Raw genomic sequence first — 16,457 nt, 5'->3', positions numbered from 1 at the left:
GAAACGAGATGGGCCTGATCGAAGCCAGCCATAGCCAAGCCGCGATGATGCTCTCGACCGATCCACTTTCGCTGAGCGAGATCGTCGAGAACGGTCTTTGCATCGGCTGCGGCCTCTGCCGATCGATCGCCGGCCCCGGCGCCGTCGAGATGGTGATGACGCCGGAGGGCCGCGAGCGGCCGGTGGCGAACCAGGCATTGGACAAGTCGACGCTGATGCGGATCAACGCCGTCTGTCCGGGAACGCGCATCGCCGGTCCGCCGCCTGCGCAGGCAAGCAATGCCGCGTTGACGGACACCGTCTGGGGGCCTGCCGAACGGCTTGTGCTCGGCCGCGCGGGAGATCCCACGGTGCGGTTTGTCGGCTCGGGAGGTGGGGTGCTGACGACGCTTGGCCAATTCCTGCTGAACTCCGGACGCGTCAAGTTCGTGCTGCATGTCGCCGCGTCGCATTCCCAGCCGATGCGCAGCGAGCGTCGGCTCAGCTTTGATGCCGCTTCGGTGCTTGAGGGCGCCGGCTCGCGCTACGGCCCGGCTGCGACCCTGACGGATTTCGGCGACATCCTTGATCGCGGCGAGCCCTTCGCGCTGATCGCCAAGCCTTGCGACATCACCGCCGTGCGCAACCTGGCGCGGCTCGATCCCCGCGTCAATGATTTGATGCGGTATGCCTTGGCCTTCGTCTGCGGCGGTGCCTCGGATCTGTCGAAATCGGAACAGGTGCTGCAGCGCTTCGGCCTCGGCGAGGACGAGCTCAGATTGTTCCGCTATCGGGGTCACGGCAATCCCGGCCTCAACCGAATCCAAACCAGCGACGGGCGCTCCTTCGAACTCACCTATCGGCAGCTGTGGGAAGACGAGGACAAATGGATGATCCAGCCGCGCTGCAAGATCTGCCCGGACGCGATCGGCCAGGTGGCGGATATCGCGGTTCATGACGCCTGGTTGAACGGCGGGCCGGCGGTCGAGGACGAGCCGCTCAACGGCATCATCGTGCGCACCAGGCGCGGCCTTGAGTTGTTCGACGCGGCGGTCGAAGCCGGCGCGCTGGAGATCAAGCGTGAAACCAGCATAGCCGAAATCAGCGAATTGCAGTCGCACCAGGTGCGCAAGCGTCGCGCCGTCTGGGCGCGGCTGAAAGGCATGGCGATCGCCGGCAAGCCGATACCTTTTGTCACCGACCTCGCACTTGAAGATTGCGCCGTACAGAATTCGTTGGCCGAGAATCTGGCCGAGGGGCGCGGTGCCAGCGACCGCGCCCGGCGCGGACGCCTGGGTGAGCCGCCTGCCGTGCCGCGTGAACGCAAGGCTGTGCATCATGTTGAAGCGATGGGCGTGTTGAAGGATGAGCTGATATGAGTGCCGCCGAGCAAACCGAAATCATCATCATTGGCGGCGGCATGGCCGGCGCCGGCGCCGCCTTCGAGATTTCCCACTCCGCCAAGGTGGTCGTGCTCGAGCGGGAAAGCCATTGCGGCTACCACACGACCGGCCGCTCGGCGGCGAGCTTCACCGAAAACTACGGCAACGGCATCATCCGCCGGATCGTGCTGGCGAGCCGGTCCTTCCTGACCGAGCCGCCGGCTGGCTTCACCGATTATCCGCTGCTCAGCAAACGCGGCATGATCACGGTGGCGCGCAGCGATCAACTCGACCTCCTGCGTGAGGATATGGAGGCCGCGCAGGCGCTGGTGCCCTCGATCGTCGCCATGACGCCCGCCGAGGCGATTGCGCGCGTGCCGGTGCTGCGCGCGGACTATCTCGCCGGCGCCTATATCGAACCGCATTCGATGGACATCGATGTGAACGGCCTGCACCAGGGTTTCCTGCGTGGCGCCCGTGCGCATGGCGCCAGGATCGTCACCAATGCCGGCGTCAACGCCATCGGTCGGCAAGGCGGCCAGTGGCGGGTCGAAACCCCGGCGGGAACATTCCTCGCGCCACGGATCGTCAATGCCGCCGGTGCCTGGGCTGACGAGATCGCCGTCATGGCCGGCGTCCGCCCGATCGGCCTGCAGCCGAAGCGCCGCACCGCCTTCAACATCGCGGCGCCTGCCGGGGTCGACATATCGGAGTGGCCGCTGGTCAACGATGTCGGCGCCGAATTCTATTTCAAGCCGGATGCAGGGCAGTTGTTCGTCTCGCCTGCCGATGCGACGCCCTCAGCGCCGATGGATGCCTACGCCGAGGATATCGATGTGGCGATCGGCGCTGAGCGTCTCGAACGGGCGACGACGATCGAGGTGCAGCGCGTGTCACGCTCATGGGCAGGCTTGCGGACCTTCGTCGCCGACGGGTCACCGGTGGTCGGGCCGGATGACGAAGTGCCTGATTTCGTCTGGCTGGTTGGGCAGGGCGGCTACGGCATCAAGACCTCGCCGGCGCTGTCGCGCGTCTGCGCCAGCCTGATCGCGGGCAAGGGCTTTCCAGACGATGTCGCAAGGCAGGGCGTGTCGATGGACGATCTCACGCCACACCGGCTGCGCGATGTCGCGTCCCAAGCCAGGCAGGTTGCGTCATGAGCGATGCCGTCCTCACAGCTGGCGGCAGGCTGGCTGGGCATCTGCTGGACAGGCTTGCGAACGCCACCACCGATGCGCCGGGGATCACACGCATCGCCTACGGACCTGGCGAGCGCTTCGCCCATGATCTCGTGCGCGACGAAGCGGAAAAGCTCGGCGCCACGGCGGATGTCGATGCCGCCGGCAATCTCTATTTGACGTTGAAAGGCCGCGACCCCGATCTGCCGGCGATCGTCGTCGGTTCGCATCTCGACAGCGTACCGCATGGTGGCAATTTCGACGGCGCCGCGGGCGTCGTGGCCGGCCTGGCGGTGATGGCCGAACTGGTCGGGCAAGGCAGCCAATTGCCGCGCGATCTGGTCGTGCTGGCGACCCGCGCCGAGGAAGCGGCGTGGTTTCCGTTGTCCTATCCCGGCAGCCAGGCCGCACTTGGCCTGCTTGAGCCGGCGGCGCTGGACGCGAAGCGGTCGGACAGCGGACGCACGCTCGCGGATCACATGCGTGAGGAAGGCTTCGACCCCGACGCCGTGCGGCGTGGCGTGCCGGGCATCGATGCCGGCCGCATCGCGGCTTTCGTCGAAGTGCATATCGAGCAGGGGCCGCGCCTTGTCGCTTCCGGCGCGCCGGTCGGCATCGTCACCGGTATTGCGGGCGGCTTCCGTTACGTTGATGCGAAATGCCTTGGCGCCTACGCGCATTCCGGCGCCGAGCCGCGTTTTGCCCGCCGTGACAGCGTGCTCGGCTTTGCCGATCTGGTCGCCGGTCTTGAAGCGGAATGGGACGCGCTCGAGCGTGAAGGGCATGAGGCCACCATCACCTTCGGCCGGGTGGAATCCGATCCGAGCCATCACGGCGGCAGCCGCGTCCTGGGCGAACTTCGTTTCACGCTCGATGTGCGCAGCGCCGAGGCCGCTGTTCTGGACCGGATCGAGGCAAGGCTGCACGCGCTCTTCGCCGAAGTCGGCACGAAACGCGGCGTCAGCTTCGAGGCCGGACCACGCTTCAGCTGGGAGCCGGCAACCATGTCGCCGGTTCTGATTGCGAAGCTCGACCGCGCCGCCACCGAACTGCGGATGCGGGCGCCGCATGTGCCGAGCGGGGCGGGGCATGACGCAGCCACCTTTGCCGGCGCCGACATTGCGACCGCCATGATCTTCGTTCGCAACGAGAACGGCAGCCACAACCCGCATGAAGCGATGGAAATCGCCGATCTCGATCAGGCGATTCGTCTGCTTTTCCAGTTCGTCATTTCCTTCGATCCCAACAGGAGAGAGCCATGAATCTTGCCAAGACCGCGATCATGCCCATCGATCTTCAAAACGAATACCGGCCCGGTGCAGCCTGGCCGATCGTCGACTACGACGGGGTGCTCGCCCGGACCGCTGCGATTCTCGAAGCGGCACGGGCCGCTCAGGTGCAGGCCTTCCATGTGCAGGCATGGGTTGGCGAGGACAAGAGGTCGAACTACGCCCGCCTCAACGAGGGCGTGTCGGACGAGTTCCGCTACGCGGTGGCCGGCAGCGCGGGCTCCGACATCTGCGAGGAGGTCGCGCCGGTGCCGAGCGAGATCGTGGTGCGCAAGACATGGCCAACGGCTTTCAGGGATACGAGTCTCCAGAAGGATCTCACCGACCGCGGCATCGAGAACCTTATTGTCACCGGTATCCTGACCGACAGTTGCGTGCGCGCTACCGTCTTCGACGCCGTCTATGCGGGGTTTCGCGTCTGGCTGGTCAAGGACGCCATGGGCAGTATGACCACCATGATGCATCGCACCGCCACCCTCGACATGGCAAATCGTCTTTACGGCGGCGGTGTGCTGACGACGTCGGAGGCGATCAAGTTGCTGCGGGGCGAGCCCTATCAGGCATGGCGCTGCACGCGGCCGGTGGAGTTTGCCTACACGCTCGAAACGGTCGACCGGATTTACGAGGCGCTGTGATCGGCGCCGCAGCCGCATGCGCCCCTGACGACCTTTGAGGCCGAGGGCTTGAGCACTGTGCCAGGCAGTGCCCCGGTCGCCCTGCCGCCGCGCCATACGGATACGCCGTTGACGATGACGTGCTCGATGCCGGCGGCGGGCCGGCGCGGCTCCTCGAACGTTGCGGTGTCGATGACCGTATCGGGATCGAAGACGACAAGATCGGCGAAATTGCCTTCGACCAGCAGCCCCCGTTGCGCGATGCCGAATTCCTTCGCGGGCAGCCCGGTCATCCGGAACACGGCTTCCTCCAGGCTGAACAGGCCGACATCCCTGGCATAGTGGCCAAGCACGCGCGGAAAAGTGCCCCACAGGCGCGGATGCGGGTGGATATCGTGCGGAAGGCCGTCCGAGCCGATCATGGTGCGCGGATGGGCGATGATGTTGCGCACATCCGTCTCGTCGAGCTGGAAATAGACAGCGCCGGCCGGCAGCAGGCGCTCACCCGCCTCGCGTTCGCTGCAATTCCATTCCCGCGCGATGTCGGCGAGCTCGCGCCTGGCCATCTCCGGATGCGGATCCGACCAGGTGACGAGGATCTTCAGGCCCGTGTCGCAACGTTCCAGGCGAAGCACGGTAGAGCTTGCGGCATAGGGATAGACATCCATGCCGATGTCCATCGTCTCGCGCGCCCGGTCGATCCTTTCCAGTGATGGACGGCTCTTGCCGAAATTGGCGTGGCCGGTGCACTGGTGGTGCGAGATGAACAGCTTGCCGCCGGCATGATCGGCAATGTCGATCGCTTCCTCGATCGCCTCGTCCATCGTCTCGAAATAGTTGCGTGTGTGGGTGACATAGGGGCCGCCGAGGCCGGCCGCCATGGCTGCGAGCGCCTTGACCTCCTCGGTCGAGGACTTCACGGCGGGCGGATAGTCGAGCCCGGTGCTGAGGCCGAAGGCGCCTTCGGCCATGGCCTCGGCGACCGCCTCCTGCATCGCCGCCGTTTCCGCTGCGTTGGCCGGACGGTCGGTCACCGGCATGCAGCGTTGGCGCAAAGTGGTGTGGCCGACCAACAAGGCCGCGTTCGTGGCGATGCCGCGCCGCTTGAGCTCGGCGACATAGTCGGCGAAGCGATCGAAGCGGAAATTTTCGCGGCCGCCGACCAGCGTGAAGGGCGGCGGTGGCGTCCTGTCGAGAAGCAGCGGCGCCAGGCTGACGCCGCAATTGCCGGCGATCACCGTCGTCACGCCCTGGCTGATCTTCGGATCCATGCCGCGGGGCGCCAAGAGCGCACCGTCGTCATGGGTGTGCACGTCGATGAAGCCGGGCGCGACCACCTTGCCCCTGGCATCGATCTCCTCGATACCAGTCACGTCGTCCAGCCGACCGATGGCGGCGATCCTGTCGCCGGTGACGGCGATGTCGGCATCGAAAGGTTTCGAGCCGTCGCCGGCGATCAGCGTCGCGTGGCGGATGACGAGATCATGGGGCATCGGGTAGAAATCCTAACCTTCTGGATTGGCGGCGATCTCCTCGCGCCGGCGCGCGACATAGGCGTCGAGCTCCTCGCGGGTCGCGGGGTCCATCACCGGTTCTTCGTAATCGTGCAGCGCCTGCTGCCAGAGCTCCGTTGCCCGCTCCAGCGCATCCTTGCCGCCGGCCTCCTCCCAGGCGCCATGGTTCTGCCAGTTGGAGAGCATCGGCTGGTAGAACGCGGTGGTGTAGCGCGACATGGTGTGCTCGGCGCCGAAGAAGTGGCCGCCGGCCGGCACCGACTTGATCGCTTCGAAGCCCAGGTCGTCCTCCTGGAACGGCAGCGGCCGCAGGAACTCCATCATGTTCTGCAGGATCTCGACGTCCAGCACGAGCTTTTCATAGGACGCTGTCAGCCCGCCCTCCAGCCAGCCTGCCGCATGGTAGATCAGGTTGGCGCCGCCGAGCACCGCGCCCCACGTCGCCATTTCCGTCTCGTAGGCGGCCTGCAGGTCAACCACGTTCGAGGCATTCGCATTTGAGGTGCGATAGGGGAGGTTGTAGCGCCGCGCCAACTGGCCGGCGATGATGTTGGCCTTGGCATTCTCCGGCGTGCCGAAGGCCGGCGCGCCGGACTTCATGTCGACATTGGAGGTGAAGGCGCCATACATCACCGGCGTGCCGGGATTGACGAGCTGCGTCAGCACCACGCCGAATAGCGCTTCCGCATTCTGCTGGCAGAGTGCGGCGGCCAGCGTCACCGGCGTCATCGCGCCCATCAGCGTGAAAGGCGTGACGGTCACCGGCTGGCCGTGCTCCGCCATGGCGATCAGGCCCTCCGCCATTGCGTCGTCAAACAGGCGCGGCGAGTTGATGGAGATGATCGTGGTCACGCCAGGCGAGGCGCGCATCTCCTCGACGGAGATGCCGCGCGCGATCGCCATCATGTTGATGCCGTCCATGGCCCGGGCGCGGCCGATCGCGGTGCAGTGGAAGGAGAGATCGCTCAGCGTCAGATTGGCATGGTAGGTGTCGAGATGGCGCGCATTCGCCGGCAGCTCCATCGGCGCCACCACCTGGTTGCCGATGATGTGGATGGCGTTGAAGTGGTGCGCCAGCCGGATGAAGTTCTGATAGTCGGCAAGATTGCCCTGACGGCGGCCGTTGATGCGGTCATGCACGTTGGGCGGGCCGGCCACCAGGCCGAAGACCAGCGAGTTGCCGCCGAGATGGACCTGCTTTTCCGGATTTCGGCTGGTCAGCGTGAAGGAGGACGGCACCGCCCGCAGCGCCTCGCGCACGAGGCTCTCATCGATGCGGATGGTCTTCTCTTCGCGATCGACGATGGCGCCGGCGGAAGCAAACAGGTCCATCACCCGCTCGCTCATGACGCGGATGCCGAGTTCGGACAGGATACGCATCGAGGTGTCGTGCAGTTGCTGCATCCGCTCTTCGTCGAGAAGCTGCATGGGCGGATAGGGATTCTTGACGCTCTGCCACGGCAGTTGCGGGATGCCGCCACCGCTGCGCCCGAGCTTCGATCTGCGGCCGCCGCCGCGCCTGTCCTGTGACATCGGATTTATTCCTTCCCGATTCTCTTTCTCGCAATTCCGGACGGAAAACCGCTGCACACTTTTCCTGGAATTGCTTTCAATAGCCGCGCTCCGGACTGATCACATTTTCCAGCGGCTCGCCGCGGCGATAACGCGCCAGATTGTCGGTGAACATGCGCACCGACTTGATGTCCCAGCCGTCATAGACCGCCGCGCAATGCGGCGTGATGGCGACGTTGTCGTAACCCCAGAGAGGATGCTCGGCGGGTAGCGGCTCGGTCGCAAAGACGTCGAGCGCCGCCCCCTTGATACGCTTGTCGTCAAGGGCTTCGAGCAACGCGGTCTCATCGACCACGCCACCGCGCGAAATATCGACGAGCACGGCTGAAGGCTTCATCGCGGCGAAGGCCGCTTTGCCAAGCAGGCCGCGCGTGGTCGGCAGCAAAGGCACGCAGCAGACAATGAAATCGGCACGGCCGAGGAGTGGCAGCAGCGCGTCAACGCCATGAACCTCATCCAGGCTTGGTGTCGGCTTGGGGCGCGCACGGATGCCCAGCGTGCGCATACCCATCGCATGCGCCCGTTTGGCGACGGCTTCGCCGGTCTTGCCAAGGCCGATGATCAACACCGTCTTGCCTTCGATCGGCTCGACGGGGCCGCCACCCCACTGTCGTGCCTGCTGGCGGCCCGCAAAGCCGCGCAGGTCGAGCGAGAAGGACAGCATGGAGCCGAGCGCATATTCGGCAAGCATGCCGGCGGCGACGCCCGCGGCGTTCGTCACCGTCAGCCGCTCCGGGTCCCAACGTCCGAGATGATCGGTGCCGGAGCCGCCGACCGAGACCCATTTCACGGTCACGCTTTCGACCAGGGCCCGGCGCGGGAAGCGCGGCGTGCCGTCGAAGCGGACGGAATAAACCACTTCAGCCGCCACGCGCCCGATCAGTTCGGGCAGGGCGGCGTAACTGTCGCAGGCATGCACCGCGAGGTCCGGATGCGTCTCCATCAGCACGGCCAGCGCCGCGCCCGGCCGGTCTGTGTGCAGGATGACGGATGGTTCAGCCGACATGATGCTGCTCAGTTCCGTCCAATGTGATCTGCCGACGAGCCGAGCGCAGCGAGCAGCTTCTCACCGCCTTCGAGCGTTGCATTCTCGTGCGGAGCGCGCAGGTTCAGCCAGCGCCTGTCGCCGGAGCGCACCGCCAGCACGGCCTTCATCGCCGGGATCAGACCGGCATCCTGGATGATCTTGCGGAATGCCTTGATCGCGGCATCCGCTTCGGCAACGTCCTCCCCGGCCAGCGTGCGATCGTAAAGGGAGCGGATGGCCGCGGCGTTGAGGTTGACGGTGGCCGAGATGCAGCCTGCCGCGCCGCTGGCCAGGCCCTTGGTCAGTTGCGCTTCGGAACTCGGGAACACCGCAACCTTAGGTGCCGCGGCAATCACCGCTGCCGTGTTGTTCCAGTCACCGGCGCTATCCTTGTAGGCGACGACCGTTTCAGGAAACGCCGCGCTGAGCCGGGCGGTCAAGGCCGGGCTGACCGGCACGCCGGAGTTCTGCGGGATATGGTAGAGGATCATCTTCATTGCCGGATTCGCTACCTGCTCGATCAGTTCGCCGTAGTAGCGCGCCTGGCCGTTATCGCCGGCGGCGGTGTAGAAGAAGGACGGCAGCACCATCACTCCGGCGCAGCCGAGCCCGACCGCGTGCCTCGACAGTTCGACGGTTTCGGGCAGCGCGGTGACGCCGGTGCCGGGCATCAGCCGGTCAGGCGAAATGCCGGCTTCGATCAGCCACTCCAGAGCCCGCATGCGCTCGCCCAGCGAGAGCGACAGCGCCTCGCCGGTGGTGCCGAAGGGGGACAGGAAATGCGCGCCCTGGTCCAGCACCCAGCTGGCATGGGACACAAAGAGGTCGCGTGCGATGCTGCCGTCGTCAGCGAATGGCGTCAGGATCGGTGCGATCGTTCCTTGCGGGCGGGTCATCTGTGTCCTCTGTGCGTGATGGTATTCGATGCCGTGTGTGACCGCCGCGGCCGCTGTCCGGCGCTACCACGCTGGCCGTTGCAGCATCCTGGTGATCACCGGAGGATCGTAGAGCAATGCCGAGAGATCGCTGAAGAGGCTGTCGCGGTCGCCGAGCGACAGCACCGTGTCGCGGATCGCCTCGGCGCGGCCCTGACCAAGCACCGGCGCGGCGAATTCCATGTACTTGGCCTCGATTTCAGCTTGCGTCAGCGGCGCCTCCGGTCCGCCGCGCGCATGGACGTCGCCCGAAGCGAGGATCCGCCCATCTGATGTCGTGATCGCCACGTCGGCCCAGCGGCCCGCCGGAAAACGGGCACTGTGGCGCTCGGATTCCAGGACAGTGATGCGGCTCAGCATATCCGCCACGGCAGCATCTCCCAGGCCGCTGCCGGAAATGTGCTCGAGTCCGATACGGCCATGGACGATAAAGGTCGCGACGGCGAAGCGCAGGCTGTACTGCGCCTTCGAGGTCGTGTCCGGCATGCCGTCGAAAAGCGTTGCGGCGTAGTGAAAGCTGTTCACCTCGACATGGCTGATGTCCGAGGGCGCCAGATGATGCGCATGGCAGAGCCCGCGCGTCGCGTCGATCGCGGCATGCGCCCAGCGGCAGATCGGGTACGGCTTCACATACTGATGCAGCACCTGCCAGAAGGCGCCGAGATCCTGCCAATGCGGCGCGACCTCGGGCTCCTCGATCGTGATCGCCGGCGCGCCGGTAAAGCCGCGTTCGGCGAGCACGACCGCGGACAGGCCGACCAGCGTGCCGATGCCCGAGCCGTCATGCAGCATCGTCGGGTTCGCGATCTCGCGCATCATCTGGCTGCGTGGGCCGTGATATTCCGCAATGCCAAGGGCCTGGCGCAGTTGATCGTCGCCGAGCCGCCGCAACCTCGCCGCCACCGCGACGACGCCCAGCGCATTCCAGGCACCCGATGTATGGTAGTCCGACACGGTCGCGTGCAGCGCGATGCCCGCCCGCCCGGCAATTTCGTAGCCAACGACCAGGGCCGCCAGTGCCTCCGGCCCGCCGAGGTCGGGGCGTGCCTCGGCAAGCGCTGCCAGCGCCGGCACGACAGCGACGCCGATATGGCCCTTGGTCGGGCTGTATCCGTCATGGCCGTCGAGATTGTCGATCTGCGTCGCGGCCGCATAGGCGGCTCCCGCGATGCTGGCACGGCGTCCATCGAAAAGCATGCGTGCCGAATGCCGCGGGTCGGCCGAAGCGTAGAGAAGTACTGCGGTGTCGCGGGCAATGCGGCCCGCTTCCATCGGACCGGCGGCAATGGCAATGCCGATTGTGTCCAGCAGGAGGTAGCGCGCCTGCTCTAGGACAGGGGCGGGGAATGCCGCCGCGGGCCGCCGTAACACGAAATCAGCCAGGCGGACGGTAACGCTGGTACTCGCGTCAGGCCCTTCACGCCGATGCGACGGCACAGCCACTTGCATTACTCCCCTCTGCGTCACGACATCATTAATTTGGGTTCATCGTGCTTTCACGCAATTAGTTCGGCGGCATTGGCCAAAAAAATTCACGTCTTGTGGTCGGTCACGATTGAACGCCAGCCCGTCTGTGGGATAGCTATCACTGCGTCTTGCAGGAGTTAGCGATGAAGCCGCCACCCCCGTTGAACTATATCAGATCCTTCGAGAGTTCGGCCCGGCATCTCTCCTTCACCGCCGCCGCCAACGAACTCGGATACACGCAGGCGGCGGTCAGCACGCATGTCCGCGCGCTCGAACATTACATCGGACGGCAATTGTTCATCCGCTATCCGCGCAGCCTCAAGCTCACCGAAATGGGCGAGGCCTTCCTGCCGACCTTGCGCCAGGCCCTCGATCAGATCGACCAGGCGACGGAGGCGATCGTGACCTCTTCGCGCAATCGCACCGTGGTCGTCTCCTGCCCGATGAGCCTGGCGGAGAATTGGCTGGCGGGCTGCATGGCGGCGTTTCGCAAGAAACATCCCGAGATCGAGATCGTGCTGCACGGCACGATCTGGGAGGATATCAGCGAACAGATCGCCGACATCACGATTTCAACGCGGCGTTTCGACGACCGCCCGCCTGCCGGCATCCCGCTCTGGAACGACGAACTGCTCTTGCTCTGCGCGCCTTCGCTGCTCGAAGGCGAGCATGCCGTGAAGGCGCCCGCAGATATCCTCAAGGTGGACTGGATCTTCGTGCATGGCCGCCAGGAATACTGGCAGGTTGTTGCCACCGCGCTTGGCGTCGACATGGACGACCACGACAAGGGGCTGTCGACGAACGCCTCCAACATCGCGCTCGAACTCGCCGCCATGGGCGCCGGACTGGTCGCCACCCAACGGTCGCTTGCCCATGCCTATCTGCGTCGCGGACTGCTCGTCGAACCCTTTCCGGTCCGGCCGCCAAGCCCCTGGAATTACTACCTCACCGAGAGCCAACTCTCGAAAGGAAACATCGCTCGCATCGTGCGCGAATGGATCCTGTCGCGAGCGCGCGAAGACGGCGCCTGACAGCCGTCCGCGAGCGGGCGGCAGGCCTGCGCTCAAAAATTTGACACGCCAATGGCATCGTTTTTTTAGGCCTTTAGGGCCGGGTTTTGGCGGTTCTTCACGGCTCGAGCCCTTCCGGGATTTTTGCATCGCCCCTAACATGGATGTCGCAAGGGGAATGTAACGGGCGGAAAGCCCTGAACCGGAGAACAACGATGACAATGTTCAAGAGCAACGGTGACCGCGTCCCGGCGGTCATCGAAAGCTACGCAGCCGAAGTCAAAAGCGGCCGGATGGATCGCCGCGAATTCCTGGCCATGGCAAGCGCGATGGGCGCTTCCACGGCGTTCGCCTATTCGATGGCGGGCATCGCCCCGGCCAAGGCCGCGACGATCGTGCCTGGCAAGAAGGGCGGCATCCTGAAGATGCAGATGATCATCAAGGACATGAAGGATCCGCGCTCCTGGGACTGGTCCGAGATCGCCAACGTCATGCGCCAGTGCAACGATTACATGATCCGCTACACCACCGACTTCACCTTCGAGGGACATCTGGTCGAGAGCTGGGAAGTGAGTGACGACGCCACGCAATACACGCTGCATCTGCGCAAGGGTGTGAAGTGGTCGAACGGCGACGACTTCAACGCCGACGACATCGTGCACAACATCGAACGCTGGTGCGACAAGGCGGCCGAGGGCAATTCGATGGCCGGGCGCATGAGCTCCCTGATCGATCCCGCAACCAAGAAAGCCGCGGCCGGCGCCATCACCAAGGTCGACGACCACACGGTGAAGCTGAAATGCAATCAGTCCGACGTCACCATCATTCCGGGCTTTTCCGATTATCCGGCGGTCATCGTCCATCGCGACTTCGACAAGAACGGCGCCGACATGCTCAAGACGCCCGGCACCGGTCCCTATGAGCTGATCTCGTACAAGGTCGGCGAGTCGGCCTCGGTGCGGCGGCGCAAGGACTTCACCTGGTTCGGCGGCGAGCCCTATCTCGATGGCGTCGATTGGACCGACTACGGATCGGACGCCTCCAACCCCGCCATCGGCAGCGCCTTCGAGGCCGGTGAGATAGATTGCAACTACCAGACGGTGGGCGGCACGGTCGACCTCTATGACAGCATGGGGCTCGTCAAGGAGCAGGTGGTCACCGCCGGCACCATCGTGCTGCGCACCAATGTGACCAACAAGCCGTATGACGACAAACGCGTGCGCAACGCCATCCAGCTCGCGGTCGACAATGAGACGGTGCTGAAGCTCGGCTACAGCGGCCTCGGGCAGGTCGCTGAGAACCACCATGTCTGTCCGATCCATCCGGAATATTACGCGCTGCCGAAAGTTCCGCGCGATCTCGCCAAAGCCAAGGCACTGATGGCCGAGGCCGGCCAGACGGATCACGAGTTCGAGCTGATCTCCTACGATGCGGACTTTGTGAAGGACCCGGCCGACGTCGTCGCCGCGCAGATGCGCGAGGCCGGCTTCAAGGTCAAGCGCACCATCATTCCGGGCTCGTCGTTCTGGAACGACTGGACGAAATATCCGTGGTCGACCACCGATTGGGGCATGCGGCCGCTCGGCGTCCAGGTGCTGGCGATCGCCTATCGCAGCGGTGAGGCCTGGAACGAGTCGGGCTACGCCAATCCGGAATTCGACAAGAAGCTCAGCGCGGCGCTTGCCGTGGCGGACGTCGACAAGCGCAAGGAACTGATGAAGGACGTCGAATCCATTCTGCAGGACTCCGGCATCCTCATCCAGGCGTTCTGGCGTTCGCTCTACCGGCACCACGCCACCTATGTGAAGAACCTTGGCATGCATCAGACATTCGAGCTGCAGCTGGATAAGGTCTGGCTCGACAAGGCATAGGCCGTTCAGCCACAGCAAATATCTCGGGGGCGCATGTTGCGCCCCCGAACTCGCCGGGCGACTGCGATCGACCAGTCAGCTAAGTCAAACGCCAGTCGCCGTACAAAGGGAAGAAACATGCGTACTCATGCACAAGCCGTCGTTATCGGCGGCGGTCTGATCGGCTGCTCGATCCTCTATCACCTTGCCAAGTTCGGTTGGACGGATGTCGTCCTCCTCGAGCGCAGCGAACTGACCTCCGGTTCCACCTGGCACGCGGCGGCCAACATCCACGGCCTGCATGATTCCACCAACATCAGCCGCCTCCAGCACTACACCATGGCGCTCTACAAGGAGCTGGAGGCCGAGACGGGCCAGGGGTGCGGCATCTTCCAGCCGGGCTCGCTCTATCTCGCCCAGACCGAGGCGCGCGAGCATCAGCTGAGGCTCCAGGAAGCCAAGGCGCGGCGCTACAAGATGAATTTCTACGAAGTCGCGCGTGACGAGGCGGAGCGGCTGCATCCGCTGGTCGACTTCGACGGCATACGCTGCATCATGTACGAGCCGGAAGGCGGCAATGTCGATCCGTCCGGCGTCACCGCGGCCTACGCCGCCGGCGCGCGCCAGCGCGGCGCCGAGATCCATCGCTTCACGCCGGTGACCGCGACCGAGGCGCAAGCAGACGGCAGCTGGATCGTGCGCACGCCAAAGGGCGACATCCGCACGCAGTGGGTGATCAATGCCGCCGGCCTGTGGGGCAGGGAGGTCGCCGCCATGGCTGGCCTGCAGCTGCCGCTGATCCCGACCGAGCACCAGTATTTCGTCACCGAGGCCATCCCGGAAATCGCCGCCATGGGCCGCCGCCTGCCTTCGGTCGCCGATCGCGACGGCGAGTACTATCTGCGCCAGGAAGGCCTTGGTCTGCTCATCGGCGCCTATGAGCGCAAGATGAAGTTCTGGGCCGAGGACGGCACGCCGCTGGACTTCGGCCACGAACTGTTTCCCGACGATCTGGACCGTATCGAAGAGAACATGCTGCGCGCGATCGCGCGTGTCCCGGCCGTCGGCACAGCCGGGGTCAAGAAGGTGATCAACGGGCCGATGATCTGGTCGCCGGACAGCGCGGTGCTGTTCGGGCCGGTGCCCGAACTCAGCAACTATTTCTGCTGCAACGGCATCATTCCCGGCTTCTCGCAGTCGGGTGGCATGGGCAAGCTGGCAGCCGAGTGGATGATCGAGGGTGAGCCCTCGCTCGACATGTTCGCCTGGGACATGGCGCGCTTCGGCCACTGGGCCGGCAAGGCCTTCACCAAGGCCCGCGTCCAGGATCAGTACAGCCATCGCTTCAAGATCCATTTCCCCAACGAGGAACGCGCCGCCGGGCGACCGGTGCGGACCAGGCCCGTCTACGACATGCAAAAGGGAATGAACGCCGTCTTCGGCCTCAATTTTGGCTGGGAGCACCCGCTGTGGTTCGCCGCCGAGGGCGAGCCGCACGAGGAGACGATCGGCTTCACGCGCCAGAACTGGTGGGAACCGGTGGGCCGCGAGGCGCGCATGCTGCGCGAACGCGCCGGCATCATCGACATCTCCAATTTCGCCAAATACGAGGTCAAGGGCATCGGTGCCGAGGCCTGGCTCAATGCGCTGTTCGCCAACCGCATGCCGGCAAAAGTTGGCCGCTCCTGCCTCACGCCGCTGATCGGCAAGCGCGGTGGCATCGCCGGCGACTTCACCGTGACCAGGCTCGCCGCCGACGAATTCATGGTCATTGGCTCCGGCATGGCCGAACGCTTCCACCAAAGGTTCTTCAAGGCCGTCCCCTTGCCCGAGGGCACGACTTTCCGCTCGCGCACCGAGGAGCTCTGCGGCTTCAACGTGGCGGGACCGAGTTCGCGCGACCTGCTGCAGCGCCTGACCAATGAGGATCTGTCGAACGAGGCATTCCCCTTCATGCAGTCACGCCGGATCACCGTCGCCGGCATCGATGTGGTGGCGCTCAGGGTGTCCTTCACCGGTGACCTTGGCTGGGAACTGCATTGCAAGTCCGCCGACCAGGTCGAACTCTACGACGCGCTGCTCAAGGCCGGCAATGAAGTCGGCGCCGGACCGGTCGGATCGCGTGCGCTGATGTCGCTGCGCGTTGAAAAGGGCTATGGCAGCTGGAGTCGCGAATATTCGCCCGAATATTGGCCGCAGGAGGTCAAGTTCGATGGCCTTGTCAAAATGGACAAGGGCGCGTTCCTCAACCGCGATGCCTATGCTGCCATCGCCGGCAAGCCGGCGCGCGATGAACTCATCATGCTGTCGATCGATGCCAGGGATGCCGACGCAACCGGCGGCGAACCGATCTTCCTCACCGATGGCACGCCGATCGGACAGGTGTCTTCGGGCGCCTATGGCTATTTCGTCGAGAAGTCCCTGGCGCTCGGCTATGTCAAGGCCGGCTCGGCCAAGGCCGGAGACAAGGTCTCGGTCGCCATACTCGGAAGGCCGCATGAGGCGATCCTGCTGCCGCATCCGCCCTTCGACCCCGAAGGCAAGCGTTTGCGCTCATAGAGCCCGGCCATCCATCCATTCGACGAACCGACGCAAACCGTGACCGGCCGGAAACGCCGGCAAAGCTGAACGAGGAAGATT

12 protein-coding genes are annotated in these 16,457 nt (G+C 64.9%); 7 read left to right on the top strand and 5 right to left on the bottom strand.

Annotation, left to right across the window (positions count from 1 at the left end):
- Positions 1–8: 8 nt before the first annotated feature.
- From EB230_RS27665 to EB230_RS27650, 4 genes are read left to right on the top strand one after another with little or no spacing between them, the layout of a single operon-like run.
- Positions 9–1,358 carry a Coenzyme F420 hydrogenase/dehydrogenase, beta subunit C-terminal domain gene (locus EB230_RS27665; protein ID WP_172374310.1) on the top strand — a complete coding sequence of 450 codons (1,350 nt, stop codon included), beginning with the start codon at positions 9–11 and terminating at the stop codon, positions 1,356–1,358.
- Complete coding sequence (locus tag EB230_RS27660) at positions 1,355–2,521, top strand: FAD-binding oxidoreductase (RefSeq protein WP_172374309.1); 1,167 nt, start codon at positions 1,355–1,357, stop codon at positions 2,519–2,521. Before EB230_RS27665 ends, EB230_RS27660 begins: the two co-directional genes overlap by 4 nt.
- A complete protein-coding gene (locus EB230_RS27655) occupies positions 2,518–3,801 on the top strand; it encodes a Zn-dependent hydrolase (protein ID WP_172374308.1) in 1,284 nt (427 codons plus the stop codon). The genes EB230_RS27660 and EB230_RS27655 overlap by 4 nt, the downstream gene beginning before the upstream one ends.
- On the top strand, positions 3,798–4,463 hold the full coding sequence (locus EB230_RS27650; RefSeq protein ID WP_172374307.1) for an isochorismatase family cysteine hydrolase: 666 nt from the start codon (positions 3,798–3,800) through the stop codon (positions 4,461–4,463). Before EB230_RS27655 ends, EB230_RS27650 begins: the two co-directional genes overlap by 4 nt.
- Here EB230_RS27650 and EB230_RS27645 read toward each other — a convergent pair.
- The 5 genes from EB230_RS27645 to EB230_RS27625 all read right to left on the bottom strand — a co-directional run bounded on the left by EB230_RS27645 (position 4,448) and on the right by EB230_RS27625 (position 10,933).
- A complete protein-coding gene (locus EB230_RS27645) occupies positions 4,448–5,935 on the bottom strand; it encodes a D-aminoacylase (protein WP_172374306.1) in 1,488 nt (495 codons plus the stop codon). The genes EB230_RS27650 and EB230_RS27645 overlap by 16 nt on opposite strands.
- A gap of 12 nt (positions 5,936–5,947) precedes the next feature.
- Positions 5,948–7,489 carry a trimethylamine methyltransferase family protein gene (locus tag EB230_RS27640; protein WP_056564887.1) on the bottom strand — a complete coding sequence of 514 codons (1,542 nt, stop codon included), beginning with the start codon at positions 7,487–7,489 and terminating at the stop codon, positions 5,948–5,950.
- Positions 7,490–7,565: 76 nt separating this feature from the next.
- Positions 7,566–8,534, bottom strand: a complete 969-nt coding sequence (locus tag EB230_RS27635) for a D-2-hydroxyacid dehydrogenase (protein WP_172374305.1) — start codon at positions 8,532–8,534, stop codon at positions 7,566–7,568.
- 8 nt (positions 8,535–8,542) lie between these two features.
- Positions 8,543–9,451: a dihydrodipicolinate synthase family protein gene (locus tag EB230_RS27630; RefSeq protein WP_056564880.1), complete on the bottom strand. Its 909-nt coding sequence runs from the start codon at positions 9,449–9,451 to the stop codon at positions 8,543–8,545.
- Between the two features lie 63 nt (positions 9,452–9,514).
- Positions 9,515–10,933: an MmgE/PrpD family protein gene (locus EB230_RS27625; protein WP_246738861.1), complete on the bottom strand. Its 1,419-nt coding sequence runs from the start codon at positions 10,931–10,933 to the stop codon at positions 9,515–9,517.
- Between the two features lie 167 nt (positions 10,934–11,100).
- Here EB230_RS27625 and EB230_RS27620 point away from each other — a divergent pair, with 167 nt between their 5' ends.
- The 3 genes from EB230_RS27620 (at position 11,101) to EB230_RS27610 (ending at position 16,376) form a co-directional block, all read left to right on the top strand.
- Positions 11,101–11,988: a LysR substrate-binding domain-containing protein gene (locus EB230_RS27620; protein WP_056564877.1), complete on the top strand. Its 888-nt coding sequence runs from the start codon at positions 11,101–11,103 to the stop codon at positions 11,986–11,988.
- A gap of 194 nt (positions 11,989–12,182) precedes the next feature.
- Positions 12,183–13,838: an ABC transporter substrate-binding protein gene (locus EB230_RS27615; protein WP_056564874.1), complete on the top strand. Its 1,656-nt coding sequence runs from the start codon at positions 12,183–12,185 to the stop codon at positions 13,836–13,838.
- 117 nt (positions 13,839–13,955) lie between these two features.
- Positions 13,956–16,376 carry an FAD-dependent oxidoreductase gene (locus EB230_RS27610; protein WP_056564871.1) on the top strand — a complete coding sequence of 807 codons (2,421 nt, stop codon included), beginning with the start codon at positions 13,956–13,958 and terminating at the stop codon, positions 16,374–16,376.
- Positions 16,377–16,457: the final 81 nt, after the last annotated feature.

Origin of the sequence: Mesorhizobium sp. NZP2234, assembly GCF_013170765.1 — a bacterium.
GTDB lineage: Bacteria > Pseudomonadota > Alphaproteobacteria > Rhizobiales > Rhizobiaceae > Mesorhizobium > Mesorhizobium loti_D.
The sequence above is the reverse complement of the archived record's forward strand: the minus strand, read 5'-3'. Positions and strand labels throughout refer to the sequence as shown.

Bases quoted from the DNA above. Each gene is read 5' to 3' on its own strand.
- EB230_RS27665 (WP_172374310.1), top strand. From the start codon at position 9: ATGGGCCTGATCGAAGCCAGCCATAGCCAAGCCGCGATGATGCTCTCG.
- EB230_RS27660 (WP_172374309.1), top strand. From the start codon at position 1,355: ATGAGTGCCGCCGAGCAAACCGAAATCATCATCATTGGCGGCGGCATG.
- EB230_RS27655 (WP_172374308.1), top strand. From the start codon at position 2,518: ATGAGCGATGCCGTCCTCACAGCTGGCGGCAGGCTGGCTGGGCATCTG.
- EB230_RS27650 (WP_172374307.1), top strand. From the start codon at position 3,798: ATGAATCTTGCCAAGACCGCGATCATGCCCATCGATCTTCAAAACGAA.
- EB230_RS27645 (WP_172374306.1), bottom strand. From the start codon at position 5,935: ATGCCCCATGATCTCGTCATCCGCCACGCGACGCTGATCGCCGGCGAC.
- EB230_RS27640 (WP_056564887.1), bottom strand. From the start codon at position 7,489: ATGTCACAGGACAGGCGCGGCGGCGGCCGCAGATCGAAGCTCGGGCGC.
- EB230_RS27635 (WP_172374305.1), bottom strand. From the start codon at position 8,534: ATGTCGGCTGAACCATCCGTCATCCTGCACACAGACCGGCCGGGCGCG.
- EB230_RS27630 (WP_056564880.1), bottom strand. From the start codon at position 9,451: ATGACCCGCCCGCAAGGAACGATCGCACCGATCCTGACGCCATTCGCT.
- EB230_RS27620 (WP_056564877.1), top strand. From the start codon at position 11,101: ATGAAGCCGCCACCCCCGTTGAACTATATCAGATCCTTCGAGAGTTCG.
- EB230_RS27615 (WP_056564874.1), top strand. From the start codon at position 12,183: ATGACAATGTTCAAGAGCAACGGTGACCGCGTCCCGGCGGTCATCGAA.
- EB230_RS27610 (WP_056564871.1), top strand. From the start codon at position 13,956: ATGCGTACTCATGCACAAGCCGTCGTTATCGGCGGCGGTCTGATCGGC.